The sequence below is a fragment of the Knoellia sp. 3-2P3 genome, assembly GCF_029223115.1.
Classification (GTDB): Bacteria; Actinomycetota; Actinomycetes; order Actinomycetales; family Dermatophilaceae; genus Pedococcus_A.
Window position 1 is genome coordinate 857,228 of sequence record NZ_JARGZE010000001.1, and the last position, 15,519, is coordinate 872,746.

The 15,519-nt window shown below is 72.7% G+C and carries 13 protein-coding genes; 6 read left to right on the forward strand and 7 right to left on the reverse strand.

Annotation, left to right across the window (positions count from 1 at the left end):
- Positions 1-72 precede the first annotated feature (72 nt).
- Positions 73-2,280: an AAA family ATPase gene (locus tag P0Y31_RS04110; RefSeq protein WP_275867100.1), complete on the reverse strand. Its 2,208-nt coding sequence runs from the start codon at positions 2,278-2,280 to the stop codon at positions 73-75.
- A 163-nt stretch (positions 2,281-2,443) separates the two neighbouring features.
- Positions 2,444-3,475 carry a LuxR C-terminal-related transcriptional regulator gene (locus P0Y31_RS04115; RefSeq protein WP_275866783.1) on the reverse strand — a complete coding sequence of 344 codons (1,032 nt, stop codon included), beginning with the start codon at positions 3,473-3,475 and terminating at the stop codon, positions 2,444-2,446.
- A 292-nt stretch (positions 3,476-3,767) separates the two neighbouring features.
- Here P0Y31_RS04115 and purD point away from each other — a divergent pair, with 292 nt between their 5' ends.
- Complete coding sequence (gene purD, locus P0Y31_RS04120; protein ID WP_275866784.1) at positions 3,768-5,051, forward strand: phosphoribosylamine--glycine ligase; 1,284 nt, start codon at positions 3,768-3,770, stop codon at positions 5,049-5,051.
- Between the two features lie 57 nt (positions 5,052-5,108).
- On the opposite strand, the gene P0Y31_RS04125 is transcribed toward purD, so the two are convergent.
- Both P0Y31_RS04125 and P0Y31_RS04130 read right to left on the reverse strand, forming a co-directional pair.
- Entirely contained in the window at positions 5,109-6,416 is a 1,308-nt protein-coding gene (locus P0Y31_RS04125) for an HNH endonuclease signature motif containing protein (protein WP_275866785.1), read from the reverse strand.
- Positions 6,417-6,591: 175 nt separating this feature from the next.
- Positions 6,592-7,989: an MFS transporter gene (locus tag P0Y31_RS04130; protein ID WP_275866786.1), complete on the reverse strand. Its 1,398-nt coding sequence runs from the start codon at positions 7,987-7,989 to the stop codon at positions 6,592-6,594.
- A 276-nt stretch (positions 7,990-8,265) separates the two neighbouring features.
- Here P0Y31_RS04130 and P0Y31_RS04135 point away from each other — a divergent pair, with 276 nt between their 5' ends.
- Together P0Y31_RS04135 and P0Y31_RS04140 are read left to right on the forward strand one after the other, a co-directional pair.
- Complete coding sequence (locus P0Y31_RS04135) at positions 8,266-8,616, forward strand: hypothetical protein (RefSeq protein WP_275866787.1); 351 nt, start codon at positions 8,266-8,268, stop codon at positions 8,614-8,616.
- Positions 8,617-8,683: 67 nt separating this feature from the next.
- Positions 8,684-9,583, forward strand: a complete 900-nt coding sequence (locus P0Y31_RS04140) for a phosphoribosylaminoimidazolesuccinocarboxamide synthase (protein ID WP_275866788.1) — start codon at positions 8,684-8,686, stop codon at positions 9,581-9,583.
- Positions 9,584-9,585: 2 nt separating this feature from the next.
- Here the strand turns inward: P0Y31_RS04140 and P0Y31_RS04145 are convergent, their stop codons facing one another.
- From P0Y31_RS04145 to P0Y31_RS04155, 3 genes are all read right to left on the reverse strand, one after another.
- The gene (locus P0Y31_RS04145) at positions 9,586-10,338 is read right to left on the reverse strand and encodes a hypothetical protein (protein ID WP_275866789.1); all 753 of its coding nucleotides are present in this window, start codon (positions 10,336-10,338) and stop codon (positions 9,586-9,588) included.
- Between the two features lie 123 nt (positions 10,339-10,461).
- Positions 10,462-11,352, reverse strand: a complete 891-nt coding sequence (locus P0Y31_RS04150) for an NAD(P)H-hydrate dehydratase (RefSeq protein WP_275866790.1) — start codon at positions 11,350-11,352, stop codon at positions 10,462-10,464.
- A gap of 28 nt (positions 11,353-11,380) precedes the next feature.
- Positions 11,381-12,151: a histidine phosphatase family protein gene (locus P0Y31_RS04155; RefSeq protein ID WP_275866791.1), complete on the reverse strand. Its 771-nt coding sequence runs from the start codon at positions 12,149-12,151 to the stop codon at positions 11,381-11,383.
- Positions 12,152-12,268: 117 nt separating this feature from the next.
- Here P0Y31_RS04155 and purS point away from each other — a divergent pair, with 117 nt between their 5' ends.
- The 3 genes from purS to purL are packed head-to-tail and all read left to right on the forward strand — an operon-like array spanning position 12,269 to position 15,518.
- On the forward strand, positions 12,269-12,535 hold the full coding sequence (gene purS / locus P0Y31_RS04160; protein ID WP_275866792.1) for a phosphoribosylformylglycinamidine synthase subunit PurS: 267 nt from the start codon (positions 12,269-12,271) through the stop codon (positions 12,533-12,535).
- Positions 12,532-13,215 carry a phosphoribosylformylglycinamidine synthase subunit PurQ gene (purQ, locus tag P0Y31_RS04165; protein ID WP_275866793.1) on the forward strand — a complete coding sequence of 228 codons (684 nt, stop codon included), beginning with the start codon at positions 12,532-12,534 and terminating at the stop codon, positions 13,213-13,215. The genes purS and purQ overlap by 4 nt, the downstream gene beginning before the upstream one ends.
- Positions 13,212-15,518, forward strand: a complete 2,307-nt coding sequence (gene purL, locus P0Y31_RS04170) for a phosphoribosylformylglycinamidine synthase subunit PurL (protein ID WP_275866794.1) — start codon at positions 13,212-13,214, stop codon at positions 15,516-15,518. Before purQ ends, purL begins: the two co-directional genes overlap by 4 nt.
- Position 15,519 lies beyond the last annotated feature (1 nt).

The following is a 15,519-nucleotide window of genomic DNA, read 5'->3' on the forward strand; positions in this document are numbered from 1 at the left end:
CGCCGCCGGGCCCTCCCCGACAGGGAGGCAGGACCGAGGCCCGGGCCCGGACCCGGGGTCAGAGATTCGGGGTCAGTGCACCCGGACCACGGACATCCGGTGGGCCGCGCGGGTCAGGGCGACGTAGAGCACGCGCACCCCGCCGGGCGACTCGGCGGTGATCTCCTCGGGGTCCACGATCACGGTGGCGTCGTACTCCAGGCCCTTGGTCGACATGGGGTCGATGACCTGCACCCGGCCCGACCCCGCTCCGGCCAGTGAGGCGAGCCCGGCGGCATGCAATGCAGGAGTGACCACTGCGATCGACCCCTCGACCTCGTCGAGCCAGCGGTCCACCTCGGCCCGGGCGGCCCGCAGCACGGAGTCGGCGGCGACAGCTGCCTCCACCGGCTGGACGCCGGTCTCGCGCACCGCGGCCGGGATGTCGGCGTCGGGCACCGCGGCACGGACCACCTCGGCGGCGTAGTCGAAGATCTCCCGGGCGTTGCGGTAGTTGGTGTCCATGTGGAAGAGGCGCCGCTCCTGGGAGCCGAACGCCTCGGCGCGGGCCCTGGCCGCCTCGGCTGCGTCGGGCCAGGACGCCTGGGCGGCGTCGCCGACGACCGTCCACGACGAGTAGCGCCCGCGGCGCCCGAGCATCCGCCACTGCATGGGTGAGAGGTCCTGCGCCTCGTCGACGAGAACGTGCGCGTACTCCTCCGGTCCGCCGATGCGGCCGTGCATCAGGCGCGTACGGGGGTCGTGCGCCCGCTGCACGTGGCCGACCGCGGCCGGGGCGGCGCCCTGGCGGGTGGCGCGCACCTCCGCGACTCCGTACTGCGCCAGGTCGTCGAGCTCCTCGATCTCGTAGAAGCCCCGCTCCTCGGCCGGCTCGTCCTGGATCGTGCCGAGGCGGCTGGCCAGGTCGTCGATGAGGGCGACGTCGGCCACCGACCACTCGCCGGTCTCGAGGGCCGTGGCGAAGGAGTCGGCGAGCAGCTCGGCCTCACCCGGGGCGAGGACGCCCTGGCCGTAGCGACGCACCCGGGCGCTGTCGGTCATCCAGAGCAGCACCTCGCGGGCGTCGACCTGCGGCCACCACTGCTTGAGGAACGCCTCTACCTCGAGGTGGTCCTCGAAGTGGTCGAGGAACTCGTCGCGGTCGCCCTCGCGGTGGGAGGCCCACGCCGCCTCCGCGAGAGCCCTGGTGACGGCGGGAACGGCGAGGTTGCGGTGGTGGTTGCGCAGGACCTGCGCGCGGATGCGGTCCAGCACCGGGGCCTCGAGCCGGATGGCGCGCCCGGCCACGAAGGCGCGGAACTGGGTGGGCGCGTCCGGCACGGCGTCGTGGCAGGCGCGCGAGAGGACGCGGCGCATGCGCAGCGACCCCTTCACGGCTGCGGCCGCCGGGGTGTCGAGACGCGCCGCGGTGACGCCCTCGACGACGTCACCGAGGGAGCGCATGGTCACCGACTCCTCGCCGAGCGAGGGGAGCACCCGCTCGATGTAGGCCGTGTAGGCCGCGGAGGGGCCGACCACGAGGATGCCGCCGGACTCGAACCGGCGCCGGTCCGAGTAGAGCAGGTAGGCGGCGCGGTGCAGCGCGACCACCGTCTTGCCGGTGCCCGGTCCACCGGTGATCTCGGTGACCCCGCGAGCCTGCGCGCGGATGGCCTCGTCCTGGTGGCGCTGGATCGTCGCGACGATGTCCCGCATCTGGGTGCCGCGGCTGCGGGTGAGCGCAGCCAGCAGGGCGCCGTCGCCCACCACCACCATGTCGTCGGGCGCCTCGGCCACCATGAGGTCGTCCTCGACCCCGATGACCTCCGAGCCCTTGCAGCGCAGAACCCGGCGGCGCACGACGCCCATCGGCTCGACGGGGGTGGCCCGGTAGAACGGGGCGGCCGCGGGAGCGCGCCAGTCGATGACCAGCGGCTCGTAGTCGTCGTCGCGCACGCCGAGCCTTCCGATGTACCGCGCCTCCCGCGGCTCACCGGCCGGGCCGGGCTGGTCGAGGTCGAGGCGTCCGAAGACCAGGCCCTCGTACTGGCTCTCGAGGGTGGTGCGCCGCCGCACGGCGTTGAAGACCAGGGCGTCGCGCTCGAACAGGCCGGTGAGCTCCTCGTCGCGGACGTCGCCGGTGCGGTCGGTGCGACCGCGCGCGAGGCCGTCGGCCTCGACCAGGCCCGCTCGCGTCGCGGCCTTGGCCAGCTCGGCGTAGACCCGGTCGACGTAGGCCTGCTCGACAGCGATCTCGTGGGCGACCTCGTGCTCGGATCCGTGCTCGGATCGGTCGGCCACGTGGTCGGTGGCGGCCTCGGTGCTGAGGTGGTCCGGACGCGTCACGGTTGTCTGCTCTTCCCCTGGTGTGCGAACGCACGAGTCTAGCCACGGCGTGGGCGCACTCGGCGCCCGACTCGGCCCACCTGGTGGGAGGAGGGGACGTGGTCGGGCGAGCGGGCCGTCAGAGGAGACCGCGCCGTGCGGCCTGCACGCCCGCCTGGAACCGGGTGCCGGCGCCGAGCTGGTCCATCAGGGCGCGGACCCGCCGCTCCACGGTTCGCTGGGAGACGCCGGTCTGCCGGGCGATTGTGGCGTCGGGTGCCCCGGCCGCCAGCAGGGCCAGGATGGCCCGGTCCCGCGCCTCGGCGGTCCGGGCGCCTGCAGTGCGGGGCAGCGGGGAGCCGAGGTCCCAGAACAGGTCGGCCAGGGCCGCCAGCGCCCGCACCATCGGTCGGCTGCGCACGAGCACGGAGCCGGCGCCGTTCTCCTCGAACAAGGTGGTGTCGACGACCGCGGCCGTCTCGTCGACGACCAGCGCGGAGAACGGCACGGAGTTCACGAAGCGGAACCGCTCTCCACCGCGCTCGCGGGCCTCGAGCACCTGCAGGGCGTTGTCGAGGTCGAGGACCTCGGCGGTGTAGGTCGTCGCCATGTCGAGCGGGACACCCCCGACGCCGGTGCTGCGCGCCTCATGGCTGTGCAGGGGGGCGGCGAAGAGCTCCCGGGTGCGCGGCGACATCGACCGGAAGCAGCGGATGCGCTCGGTGCCGGTGCTGATGATGTCGGCCGTGGCGGCCGCGAGCTCGTCCATCGACTGCAGCACGCGCAGGCTGGCCGGGTCGGGACGGATCGTGTTGGCCCTGGCCTGGAAGTAGACCTGCGCCAGCTCGTGCGCGGCGGAGCGGGTCTGCCGGGCCCGGTGCTCGAGCTCGGCGGCGACGTTGGGCAGGGCGATGTCGGGTGGTACGACCTCGAGGTGGCCCCCCTCGTGGAGTCGGATGAGGCCCTGGGCGTCGAGGATGCGCAGGCTCGCGTCGACAAGGTCCTCGCGGATCCCGTGGGCGATGAGCAGTGAGCGGGAGGGCTGCGGGTGCTGCAGCACGGCGAGGTAGACGCGGGTGACCGCCGACTCGGTGTCGGGGTCCGGGTACGCGATCGGCACCTCCCCCACGAGGCCGGGGGCCACTGTGGGCTGCTCGTCGCCAAGGTCCATGCAGCGCCTCTTCCGGTCTGGCAAGGGGCCCCCGCGTGGCCCCGTCGAATCACATCGTCAGGCCTTGGCGACTATCCGTCAATGACGGAACTCCGCCGCATCAGCCCTTTACCTCGGGCCCCGTCGTTTGCCACAGTTGTCCTAGTCGACCCCGTCGACCCACGTGCCAGGTTGCAGGTTCCCCCGCCAGGCGACCGCACGTCGGATGCGCGGCGTCCCCGGGAGATGTCCCCCCTGCCTCCCCGGGACGCCGCGCACTTCATTGTCCCGGGTCGTTCTCTAGGGTGTGCGTGTGAAGGTTCTCGTCATCGGCACCGGTGCCCGTGAGCACGCCCTCGTCCGCGCCCTGGCCGCCGACCCCGCGGTGGACGCCGTGATCGCGGCCCCGGGCAACCCCGGCATGGATGCGTCCGCCCTGTGCGAGCCGCTGCCGGGCGGCCTGCTCGACGGCGAGGGCATCGCGGCCCTGGCGCAGGCGCGGGGCGTCGACCTCGTCGTCGTCGGGCCGGAGGCCCCTCTGGTGGCCGGCGTCGCCGACGCCGTGCGCGCGGCGGGCATCCCCTGCTTCGGCCCCTCGGCGCGGGCCGCGCAGCTCGAGGGGAGCAAGGCCTTCGCCAAGGAGGTCATGGCGGCCGCCGAGGTGCCGACGGCGATGGCCCACGTCTGCACCTCGATCGAGGAGGTCGGGGCTGCCCTCGATGCGCTCGGCTCCCCGCACGTGGTCAAGGACGACGGCCTGGCCGCCGGCAAGGGCGTCGTCGTCACGACCGACCGTGCCGACGCGCTCGAGCACGCCCGGGCCTGCCTCGCCAAGGAGGGTGGCCGCGTGGTCGTCGAGGAGTACCTCGACGGCCCGGAGGCGTCCCTCTTCTGCATCTGTGACGGCAGCACCGTGGTGCCGCTCAGCCTGGCCCAGGACTTCAAGCGGGTCGGCGATGGCGACCAGGGCCCCAACACCGGGGGCATGGGCGCCTACTCGCCCCTGGACTGGGCGCCGTCGTCGCTGGTGGACGAGGTCGTCACCCGGGTGGCCCAGCCGACCGTCGACGAGATGCGTCGCCGCGGCACCCCCTTCGCGGGCGTCCTCTACGTCGGCCTCGCGCTGACGTCGAAGGGCCCGCGGGTGATCGAGTTCAACGCCCGCTTCGGCGACCCCGAGACCCAGGTCGTGCTCGCCCGGCTCGAGACCCCGCTCGGTGGCCTGCTCCAGGCCGCGGCGACAGGCCGGCTCGACAGCGTCGGCGCGCTGCGCTGGTCCGAGCAGCACGCGGTGACGGTCGTGGTCGCGGCGCACAACTACCCCGGGACCCCCCGCACCGGCGACCCCGTCCTCGGCCTGGACGACGTGGCGGAGGTGCCCACGGCCTACGTCATGCACGCCGGCACGGCGCTCGGCCCGGACGGCACGCTGGTGTCGGCCGGCGGGCGGGTGCTCTCGGTCGTGGCGCTCGGCGACAGCCTGTCGCAGGCGCGGGAGCGCGTCTACGAGGCGGTCGACAAGATCGAGCTCGAAGGCTCCCACCACCGCACCGACATCGCGCTCGCCGCCGAGCGCCGCGAGCTGCACGTCGGCTGACGTCCAGCGTCGGGCATGCCTCAGGCCCCGCCGGCGTCGGCGGGGTGTGGGGCGGGGTCACGCTGGCTCCTGCGCGGCGCGTCTCGCGAGGAGCTCGTCGTAGGAACCCCGGGTGAGGTCCCACTCGACCCGTTCCCCGTCGGTGTCCTTGACGACCCGGCCGGCGTAGCGGCGGTTGTGCACGATGGTGTGGTGCCGCTCGCACAGCAGGGCGGCGTTGCCCAGGTTCGAGAGGCCGAGGTCTGCCCAGTGCACAAGATGGTGGGCGTCGGTCCACTGCGGCGGGGCGTCACAGCCGGGGTAGGTGCAGCCGCCGTCGCGGATCCAGAGCCGTTTGGTCTGGGCGTCGGTGAAGTACCGCTTCTCCAGGCCCCAGTCCACGACCTCGCCCTTGCCGTGGAGGACGATCGGGATGACGGAGCCGTCGCAGCACAGCCGCCGCACGGTCTCCGGGGCGAGGTGGGTGCCGGCGTCCAACCCGCCCAGGGTGGTGGCCGCGCCGAGCCCGGCCTTGAGGTCGTCGTAGCTCATGGTCAGCAGCAGGGTCGTCTTGTTCGTCTTGCCGACCTCGTCACCGGCCGCCACCGCGCGCCGCAGCAAGGTCACCAGGGCGTCGCCGCGCCTGCGGTCGCTGGAGCGCAGGTCGCGTTCCCCGTCGACCGGCTTCGGCGCCGACAGCGGGCCCAGCGCGGCCTCCAGGACCGCCTTGCCCTCGACGTCGAGGGTGAGCCGGTACTCGAACGTGTCGGCCCCGGTGTCCCTCGGCTGGGACAGCGCGATGAAGGACTTGCCCAGGTTCTGCTGGTCCTGCAGGACATCGGTCAGCCCGTAGCGGGCCAGCATCGCCGGGCGCAGCTGCCGGCAGGCCCGCGGGCCCTGTTCGGCGGCCAGGCCGACCAGCCCCTCGAGCACGTGCGGTTCGGCGCCCTCGGCCAGCAGCGGCCGCAGCTTCTCGAGCTCGGACACGACCGCGGCAGCGGAGGTCACCGGCAGCCGCCCGGCGTCCACCGCCTCCTTCACCGGGGCGTTGACCCGCTTCTGGAACGCCTGCGCCACCGCGACGATGGTGCCCGCCCCACCGGCCCTCGTCGACGGCGCGTGATGCCTGACCCACTGCACCGTCGTCATCGCCGCCGGACCCCCGGAGGTCTCGCCCCGTTCCATGGCCTCACCGACCACCGCCACCCGGCCCGCGTCGCACGCCATGCCGAGGGCGTCCACCTCGCTCAACAACCCAGCCAGCCCGTCCTGCCCGCCACCAGAGGGCGCCTGCCACAGCACGTCGCCGAGGGCAGCCATCGCCGTCCGGGCAGCCACGAACCGCTCGCGGCACTCGGCCATGCTCAGCTGCTGCTTCCCCTCCATGCCGACAACAGTAGAGCCGACCACCGACAACCCAGTTCGGCTCGATGCCGACGAAAACCATTGCAGCACAGGCAGATGCGGCGGCACACGTGCCTGTGGCACGCAACAGGAAATAGGCACCCTGTGGACGGTGTGACGACGCGACGGCGCCTGTGGACAGCCGTGCCGAGGTCACCTAGCTTGCACGACCGGAGACCGCTGCGCCGCCGAGCGCGATGGCCCCCCCGGCGGCCATGACGGCGGCGAAGATCCAGCCCGGCAGCGCTGGCGACTGCCAGGCGATGAGCGCCCCGGCCGCCCCGAGTGCCAGCGACTGCGACACCGACCCGGCGAGGTTGCTCGCCGCGGTGTGGCGGCCCTGCGACGCCGCCGGCGAGAGGCTGAGCAGGTGCGTCGAGAGGGTGGGCGACGACAGGCCCATGCCGACGCCGGCCACCGCCCAGAGCGCCAGGCCGGCCCACGCCGGGAGGAGGCCCAGGCTCAGCAGGGCCGGTCCCGCCACTCCCGCGGCGATGAGCCCGAAGCCGATGCGCAGGCGCTGCACGGGCGGGACCGTGCGCTGCACCCACCCCAGCCCGTGGACCTGCGAGCCGGCGGACCAGAAGAGCCCGGTGACGGTCAGGCTCACGCCCGCCGTCGTGGGTGTGAAGTCGTGGACTGCCGTGAGCATCAGCGGGATGAAGGCGCCCACCAGTCCGAAGGCTGCGGCAAGGACGCCTCGCAGGGCGATGACGGTGGGTATGCCGCGGTCGAGGGTCAGCACCCCCGGCGGCAGCACCGCACGGACGGACGGCACGAGGACGAACAGGCCCACCAGCGAGGCCGTCGCGCCGAGGAGGGCGAGCGAGCCCTCGCGCGTGAGCAGCGAGCCACCTGCGGTGAGCAGTGCCAGTGCTGCGGCGACCAGCGCTGCGGCGGCGATCATCCTGCGCTCGTCGGAGGTCCAGGGGGTGGGTGCCGATGCCGAGGCACGTGCCCGTGCCATCGCCGGCCGCAGCATCGCCTTGGCCGGCACCACCAGGACGATGGCCATGAGGAAAACGGTGCGCCAGCCGAGGTGCTCGGCCACTGCACCGGCGAGTGCCGGACCGATCACCGACGGCAGCACCCAGGCCGCGGCCAAGGCGGCGAACACCTTCGCGCGCAGCTCCTCCGGCAGCGCCCGGGCCATGAGCACCACGAGGCCGACGTCGATCAGGCCCTCGGCGAGCCCGCCCCCGAGCCGGGCCGCCGCGAAGACGGCCATCGACGGCGCCAGGCCCATCGTGGCCTGGGCCAGCACGAACAGGCCCAGGCCGGCATACATGGGCTCCAGCGGACCGCGGCGGTCCGCCCACGTGCCGGCGACCGCGGTGGCGAGGACGAACGAGATCATCGGCGCCGCCGACGCCGCACCGAACAGCCACAGGCCGCCGAGCCGCTCGGCCACCGTCGGGAGCACTGTCATGACGGCCCGGTTCTCGAACGCCCCGAGGGTGACGAGGGCGACCGCCCCGGCGGCGAACGGGAGGTGTTCGCGCTGGAGCAGCGAAGGCGGCGAGGAGGCGCAGGTGGCCCCGGCGGTGGCGGTCATGCGAGCCATCGTGAAAGGTGAAGTTCACTTCAAGTCAACACCTCGCGTGAGAATTTCTCGCCTCGCACCCAACCGCCGTGCCCCGTCACCGCGTTGTCCGTGGTGGAGAGAGGACGGGCGCGGTGAGGGCACACCTGCAGGAGGATTTCCGCGAGTTCGCGGCGGCGGCGATGCCGCGGCTGCGGCGGCTGGCGCACGCCTCCTGCCGCGACCCGCACCGGGCTGACGACCTGGTGCAGGCGACGCTGGGGCGCCGAGGCCAGGTACCTCGGAGAGGTGCTCCTGGGTGCCTACGGTGAGGAGAGCCGCCAGGCCACCATCGCGGTGAGCTTCGGCAAGGGGGTCGGGCGCTTCGGCGGGCTCTACGGCGACGCCACGCTCGAACCGCGGTCGCCGCGCTCGGTGGCACTGCCCTCGGGCGGCGAGGCGTCGGTCTACACCTGGGACGTCCGGGGCGCGGACGCCTATCGCGAGATGTGGGTCGTGCCGGCGGCACCGGGCCGGGGGGAGATGCGGGTGCTGCTCAAGGAGGGCACAGGGGAACCCGAGGGCCTCTCCCGTCCCTGGACCCCCGTGGAGCGCCTGTGGGACGCCGAGGTCATCGACCTCATCGAGGACTTCCGGTAGGCGGGCGGCTGCTCGACGCGCCGGGCGCCTCGACAGCCCGGCCCGGGCGGCTGGGAGGATGTCGGCCATGACGACCTCCGCGCCGCTGGTGCTGCCCGGCTACGCCCACGTCTACTCCGGCAAGGTGCGCGACCTCTACGCGCCGCTCGACGCCGCAACCGGCGAGCCGCGCGGCGACCAGCTGCTGCTGGTCGCCAGCGACCGCATCTCGGCCTTCGACTTCATCCTCGACAGCCCGATCCCCGACAAGGGCGCCGTGCTGACCCAGATGTCGCTGTGGTGGTTCGAGCAGCTCGAGGACCTCGTGCCCAACCACGTGGTGTCCACCGACGTGCCCGCCGAGGTGGCCGGGCGCGGGGTCCTGGTGAAGCGGCTGGAGATGCTGCCCGTCGAGTGCGTCGCCCGCGCCTACCTCACCGGTGGTGGCCTGCGCGAGTACACCGCGAACCGTCACGTCAGCGGCGTGCTGCTGCCCGAGGGCCTCGTGGACGGGTCGCGGCTCCCGGAGCCGGTGTTCACGCCCTCGACCAAGGCGCCGGTGGGCGAGCACGACCAGCCGATGCCGTATGCCGACGTGGAGCGTGTGCTCGGAGCTGACCTCGCCGCCCGGGCGAGGGAGCTGACCGTGGCAATCCTCAAGCGGGGCAACGAGATTGCCGCCGACCGGGGGATCCTCATCGCCGACACGAAGGTCGAGTTCGGCCTCGAGGACGACACGCTGGTGCTCGCGGACGAGGTGCTGACCCCGGACTCCTCCCGCTTCTGGCCGGCCGACCAGTGGGAGCCGGGGCATCCCCGGCCCTCCTTCGACAAGGAGTTCGTGCGTGAGTGGCTGACCTCCCCGGCCAGCGGGTGGGACCGCTCCTCGGAGCAGCCGCCGCCGCCCCTGCCGGACGAGGTCGTCGAGCGCACCCGGGCGAAGTACGTCGAGGCCTACGAGCGGCTCACGGGACGCCGATTCGGCTGACCTCACGCCTGCAGCGACGTGCTGGGTGGGGTGGTGGTCGTGACCCCGGTGTGGGCCTGGAGCGCCGCTCGTTCGGCTCGTTTCCGGATGCCCTCGAGCATCCCGATGTCCATGTAGTGGTGCAGCGGATCGGCGATGAAGAAGTCGAAGCCGCGCGCCAGCAGGTCCCCGCCCGGCAGGTGGCGGACGACGAAACCGATCAGCCGCACGGGCGGCGAGGCGTCCGGGGCGATCGCGTGCACAGCCGGCTGGAGAAACCCGTTGCCCCTGTAGCGGACGATCAATCGGGTCCGGTTCCCGGGCAGCGGTCGCAGCACGAAGGTCTCGAAGGTGACCAGGTGCCGGTTCGGTTCCACCTCGGTCACCGGGGCGTAGGCGCCACCGCCCATGTAGATCCAGTCGCCCGGTTTCACGTCCTGCAGCTCGGGGTGGATCCGGGTGGCCGAGTGTCGTCCCTCGACATACCGAGCCCGGAACAGCAGCCGCTCCACGCGGTCGTGGGTGTAGAACCCAGCGCGGCGGATGCCCATCTGCACGAGCCACGGCCACACCTGCTCGGGTGTCGCCTCGATGGTGACCGCCCGGGTCCATTGACTGCGCGCCCCGGGTGCCTGGTCGTCACCGGGCAGAACCTCGGTGACCTCCGTCGGGGTGGCTCCCCAGGTCAGCATGCGCGGACGCCAGGCGACGTAACCACCCACCGCGACGACTGCTGCGGCACCGGCCAGCCGGTGTCGCTTGGCCCTGGAGTCCATGGCTCCGCCTTCCCTGACTGCTCCACGCTGAGGCAGCACATGGAGCCGAGACAGGGCCGAAGGTCCGGATCGCAAGCACCTCGACAGCCGCCAAGCGCTCTCGACCGCCCAGGTTCCTCCGCCTCAGGGAGAGAGCTCGTCGAGCAGCCGTGGCACGCAGCCGGCGATCTCCCGCGCCAGGAAGCCCAGGGTGCCGACCTCCCTGGCAAGGCGGTCACCCGCGGAGCCGTGCAGGTGCCCGCCCCAGACCGCGGCCTGCTCCGGCTGGGCGCCGCGGCTGAGCAGCCCGGCGACGATGCCGGCCTGCACGTCCCCCGAACCCGAGACGCCCAGGCCGGGGTTGCCGCTGTGGCTCGACCACAGCCGCCCGTCCGGGGAGGCGACGGTCTTGCCCCGTCCGCCGCACACCACGACTGCGGTGGCCTCACGGGCCAGGCGCCGGGCCGCTGCCGCCGGGTCGTCCTCCACCTCGCCGGTGTCGACGCCGAGGGTCTGGGCGAGCTCGTCGGGGTTGAGGGTCAGCACCGCCCACCCGTCGAGGTGGGCGAGCCCGTCGCGGTGCGCGGTGACGTAGGCAGAGCCGAGGGCGTCGACCACGACCGGGCAGGTCACCTGCGGCAGCAGGTGCTCCAACAGGTGCACCGAGGCGTCCACGTCGGAGAAGCCCGGCCCGACGAGCAGGGCGTCGCAGCCGTCGGCCAACGAGAGCACCTCCTCCACCGCGCTCGGGTCGATGTTGCCGTCGCGGTCGGTGGGCAGCGGCGCCACCAGCGCCTCGGGCACCGCGACCGCCAGGGTCGCGGCCACCGGCTCCGCCGTCGCGATCTGGAGCTTGCCCCCTCCCGCCCGCAGCGCCGCCTCGCCGGCGAGGAGCACCGCCCCGGGGGTGCTCGCCGTGCCGCCGAGCACCAGCACGCGGCCGCGTGCCTCCTTGTCCTGGCCCGGCTCGGGCAGCGGCCACCGGTGCAACAGGCCGGCCGTGACGTCCACCGCGACGTCTGTTGGCTCGGTCACGGGCGCGTCCGTCGAGGCGGCCGTCCGGTCAGCGGGCATTGTTGGCCTCGCGCGACCTCGAGGGCTCAGCGGTGGTCGGCGCCTGCGACTCCTCGACCGCCGTGGTGTCGGCGAAGTCGACGAGCGCGACTCCGCCCTGCTCCGACCGGTACGACGTCACCGAGCAGTTGGGCAGGTCGAGCGTGCTGTCGATCTCGAGCAGCTCCTGCTCGGTCAGGTGCTCCAGCACGTAGCGGAAGCTCATGATCACCGCCTGGTGGGTGAACAGCCACACCCGTTTCCCCTCGTAGCCGTCGCGCAGGTCCGCGAGCAGGGAGCGCACCCGCAGGGTGACGTCGCACCAGCTCTCGCCCGATGGCGGCGTGTAGTAGAACTTGCCGATCCGGTGGCGGCGCTCGGCCTCCGAGGCGTACTGCGCCTTGATGCCGGCCGAGGTCAGTCCGTCGAAGACCCCGAGGTCACGCTCGCGGAGGCGCTCGTCCAGCACGATCTCGTGGTCGCAGCCCCACGCCTTCACGGCCGTGCGCGCCGTCTCCGCCGCGCGACGGTAGGGGGAGCTGACGATGAGGTCGGGGCAGGCGTCATGCGCCCGGCGGCCGAGGTGGGTGCCGACGGCCCGCGCCTGCTCGAGGCCGGTGTCCGACAACGGGGTGTCGGCGTCGCGGTAGTCGAGGTCGAGGCGCTCGGCGCCGCTGCGTCCCGCCTCGGTCGCCGCGATGTTGCCGACACTCTGCCCGTGGCGCACGAGCACGAGTTCGCTGGGCCACCGGTCCGACACGATGAGGTTCCCTCGGGGCATGCGACCCATGCTCACGCAAACCGCGCGGTCCCGCAGGGTGACCGCGCGGCATACCCCTCGTCGGGCGGCGGATAGACTGGCCGCGCTCCCTCCCGATTGCCTCCCAGGAGACCCCGCATGGGCAACGTCGTGATTGACGTGATGCTGAAGCCAGAGATCCTCGACCCCCAGGGACAGGCCGTGAACGGGGCACTGCCCCGGCTCGGCTTCGACCAGTTCACCGACGTGAGGCAGGGCAAGCGCTTCGTCCTCACGGTGGACGGTGAGGTCACCGACGAGGTGCTCGAGGCCGCCCGCAAGGCCGCCGAGACGCTGCTGTCGAACCCCGTGATCGAGGACGTGGTGTCCGTCCGGGCACAGGATGAGAAGGACCCCGACCGGTGAAGGTCGGGGTCGTCACGTTTCCGGGGTCGCTCGACGACCGTGACGCGGCCCGGGCGGTGCGCGCCGTCGGTGGCGAGCCGGTCAGCCTGTGGCACGGCGACGCCGACCTCAGGGGCGTCGACGCGGTCATCCTCCCCGGTGGGTTCTCCTACGGCGACTACCTGCGCTGCGGCGCCATCGCCCGCTTCGCCCCCGTGATGGACCAGCTGGTGCCCGCGGCCAGGGGTGGGCTGCCGGTGCTCGGCATCTGCAACGGCTTCCAGGTGCTCACCGAGTCGCACCTGCTGCCCGGCGCGCTGATCCGCAACGACCACCGCAAGTTCAACTGCGTCGACACGACGCTGCGGGTCGAGAACGCGCAGACCGCCTGGACCTCCGACTTCGAGCAGGGCCAGGAGATCACCATCGTCCTCAAGAACGGCGAGGGCGGCTTCGTCGCCGACGAGCGCACCCTCGACGAGCTCGAGGGCGAGGGCCGCGTCGTGTTCCGGTACGTCGTGCCCGAGGGCGGGCGCAACCCCAACGGCTCCTACCGCGACATCGCTGGCATCACCAACGAGCGCGGCAACGTGGTCGGCCTCATGCCGCACCCCGAGCACTGCGTCGAGACCGGCTACGGCCCCAGCCTCGACGGCCTCCCGTTCTTCACCTCGATCCTCAAGCAGGTTGTCAGCGCATGAGCACCACGTCGCAGACGCACGCCCCCCACGTCGACACCGTCGGCAACGCCGGGTCGACCCCCGACCACGAGCAGCCCTGGCTCGAGCTCGGCCTCAAGGAGGACGAGTACCAGCGGATCCGCGACATCCTCGACCGCCGGCCCACGAGCGCCGAGCTCGCGATGTACTCCGTCATGTGGTCCGAGCACTGCTCGTACAAGTCGAGCAAGGTGCACTTCAAGCACTTCGCCGACAACACCACCGACGAGATGCGCGAGAAGCTCCTCGTCGGCATCGGTGAGAACGCCGGCGTCGTCGACATCGGCGACGGCTGGGCGGTGACCTTCAAGGTCGAGTCCCACAACCACCCCTCCTACGTCGAGCCCTACCAGGGTGCGGCCACCGGCGTCGGCGGCATCGTGCGCGACATCATGTCGATGGGCGCCAGGCCGATCGCGGTCATGGACCCCCTACGGTTCGGCAACCTCAACCACCCCGACACCGCGCGCGTCCTGCCCGGCGTGGTCGCGGGTGTCGGCGGCTACGGCAACTGCCTCGGCCTGCCGAACGTCGGCGGCGAGGTCGTCTTCGACGACTGCTACCAGGGCAACCCGCTCGTCAACGCGCTGTGCGTCGGGGCCATGCGCCGCGAGGACATCCACCTCGCCAAGGCCTCGGGCGCCGGCAACAAGGTGATCCTGTTCGGCGCCAAGACCGGCGGCGACGGCATCGGCGGCGTCTCCGTCCTCGCGAGCGAGGCGTTCGAGGAGGGCGGTCCGGCCAAGCGCCCCGCCGTCCAGGTCGGCGACCCGTTCGCCGAGAAGGTGCTCATCGAGTGCTGTCTCGACCTCTACAAGGCGGGTGTCGTCGACGGCATCCAGGACCTCGGTGGCGCCGGGCTCTCCTGTGCCACCAGCGAGCTCGCGTCCAACGGCGACGGCGGCATGCAGGTCGAGCTCGACCTCGTGCCGCTGCGCGACGCGAGCCTCCGCCCTGAGGAGATCCTCATGTCGGAGAGCCAGGAGCGCATGATGGCGATCGTCGAGCCGGCCAAGCTCGACGAGTTCATGGCCATCTGCCGCCGCTGGGACGTCGAGGCGACCGTCATCGGCGAGGTCACCGACGGTGACCACCTCGTCATCACCTGGCACGGCGAGGTGATCGTCGACGTGCCGCCGCGTTCCGTGGCCCACGACGGCCCGGTCTACCACCGCCCGATGGAGCGGCCGGCATACCTCGATGCGTTGCAGGAGAACGGAACCCACTTCCTGCCCAAGCCCGCCGCGGGTGACGAGGTCAAGGCCGACCTGCTCGCCCTGCTCGCCTCGCCGAACCTGTGCGACAAGTCCTGGGTCACCGACCAGTACGACCGCTACGTGCTCGGCAACACCGCGTTGGCGATGCCTGACGACTCCGGTGTCGTGCGTGTCGACGAGGAGACCGGCCGCGGGGTCGCCGTCAGCACCGACTGCAACGGCCGGTTCGCCAAGCTCGACCCGTATGCCGGCGCGCAGCTCGCGCTCGCCGAGGCCTACCGCAACGTCGCCACCGTGGGTGCGACCCCGCTGGCGATCACCGACTGCCTCAACTTCGGCTCGCCCGAGGACCCCGGCGTGATGTGGCAGTTCGCCGAGGCGGTCAAGGGCATCGCCGAGGGGTGCCGCGAGCTCGGCGTCCCCGTGACCGGCGGAAACGTCTCGTTCTACAACCAGACCGGTGACACCGCGATCCACCCGACGCCGGTCATCGGCGTCCTCGGCGTCATGGACGACGTCGCACGGCGCACCCCGAGCGGGTGGAAGTCGCCGGGCCAGGTGATCTACCTGCTCGGCACCACCGCCGAGGAGCTCGACGGCGGCGAGTGGGCGCACGTGCGCCACGGCCACCTCGGCGGGCACCCGCCGAAGGTCGACCTCGCGGCCGAGAAGCTGCTCGGCAACATCCTCGTCAACGCCAGCCGCGACGGCCTCGTCGACGCCGCCCACGACCTGTCCGACGGCGGTCTCGCCGTCGCGCTGGCCGAGGCGACGCTGCGCAACGGTGTCGGGGCGCGCATCTGGCTCGAGGAGGTCTGCGAGCGCGACGGGATCGACGCGTTCACGGCCCTGTTCAGCGAGTCGACGGCACGCGCGGTCGTGGCGGTGCCGCGCTCGGAGGAGGTGCGGTTCACCGACATGTGCACCGCCCGCGGCCAGGCCCACGCGCGCATCGGCGTCGTCGACGACGAGACCGACGGCCTCGACGTGCAGGGCCAGTTCAGCGTGACGCTGGCCGAGCTGCGCGAGGCCCACACGCGGACCCTGCCGGCCGTCTTCGGCGAATGAG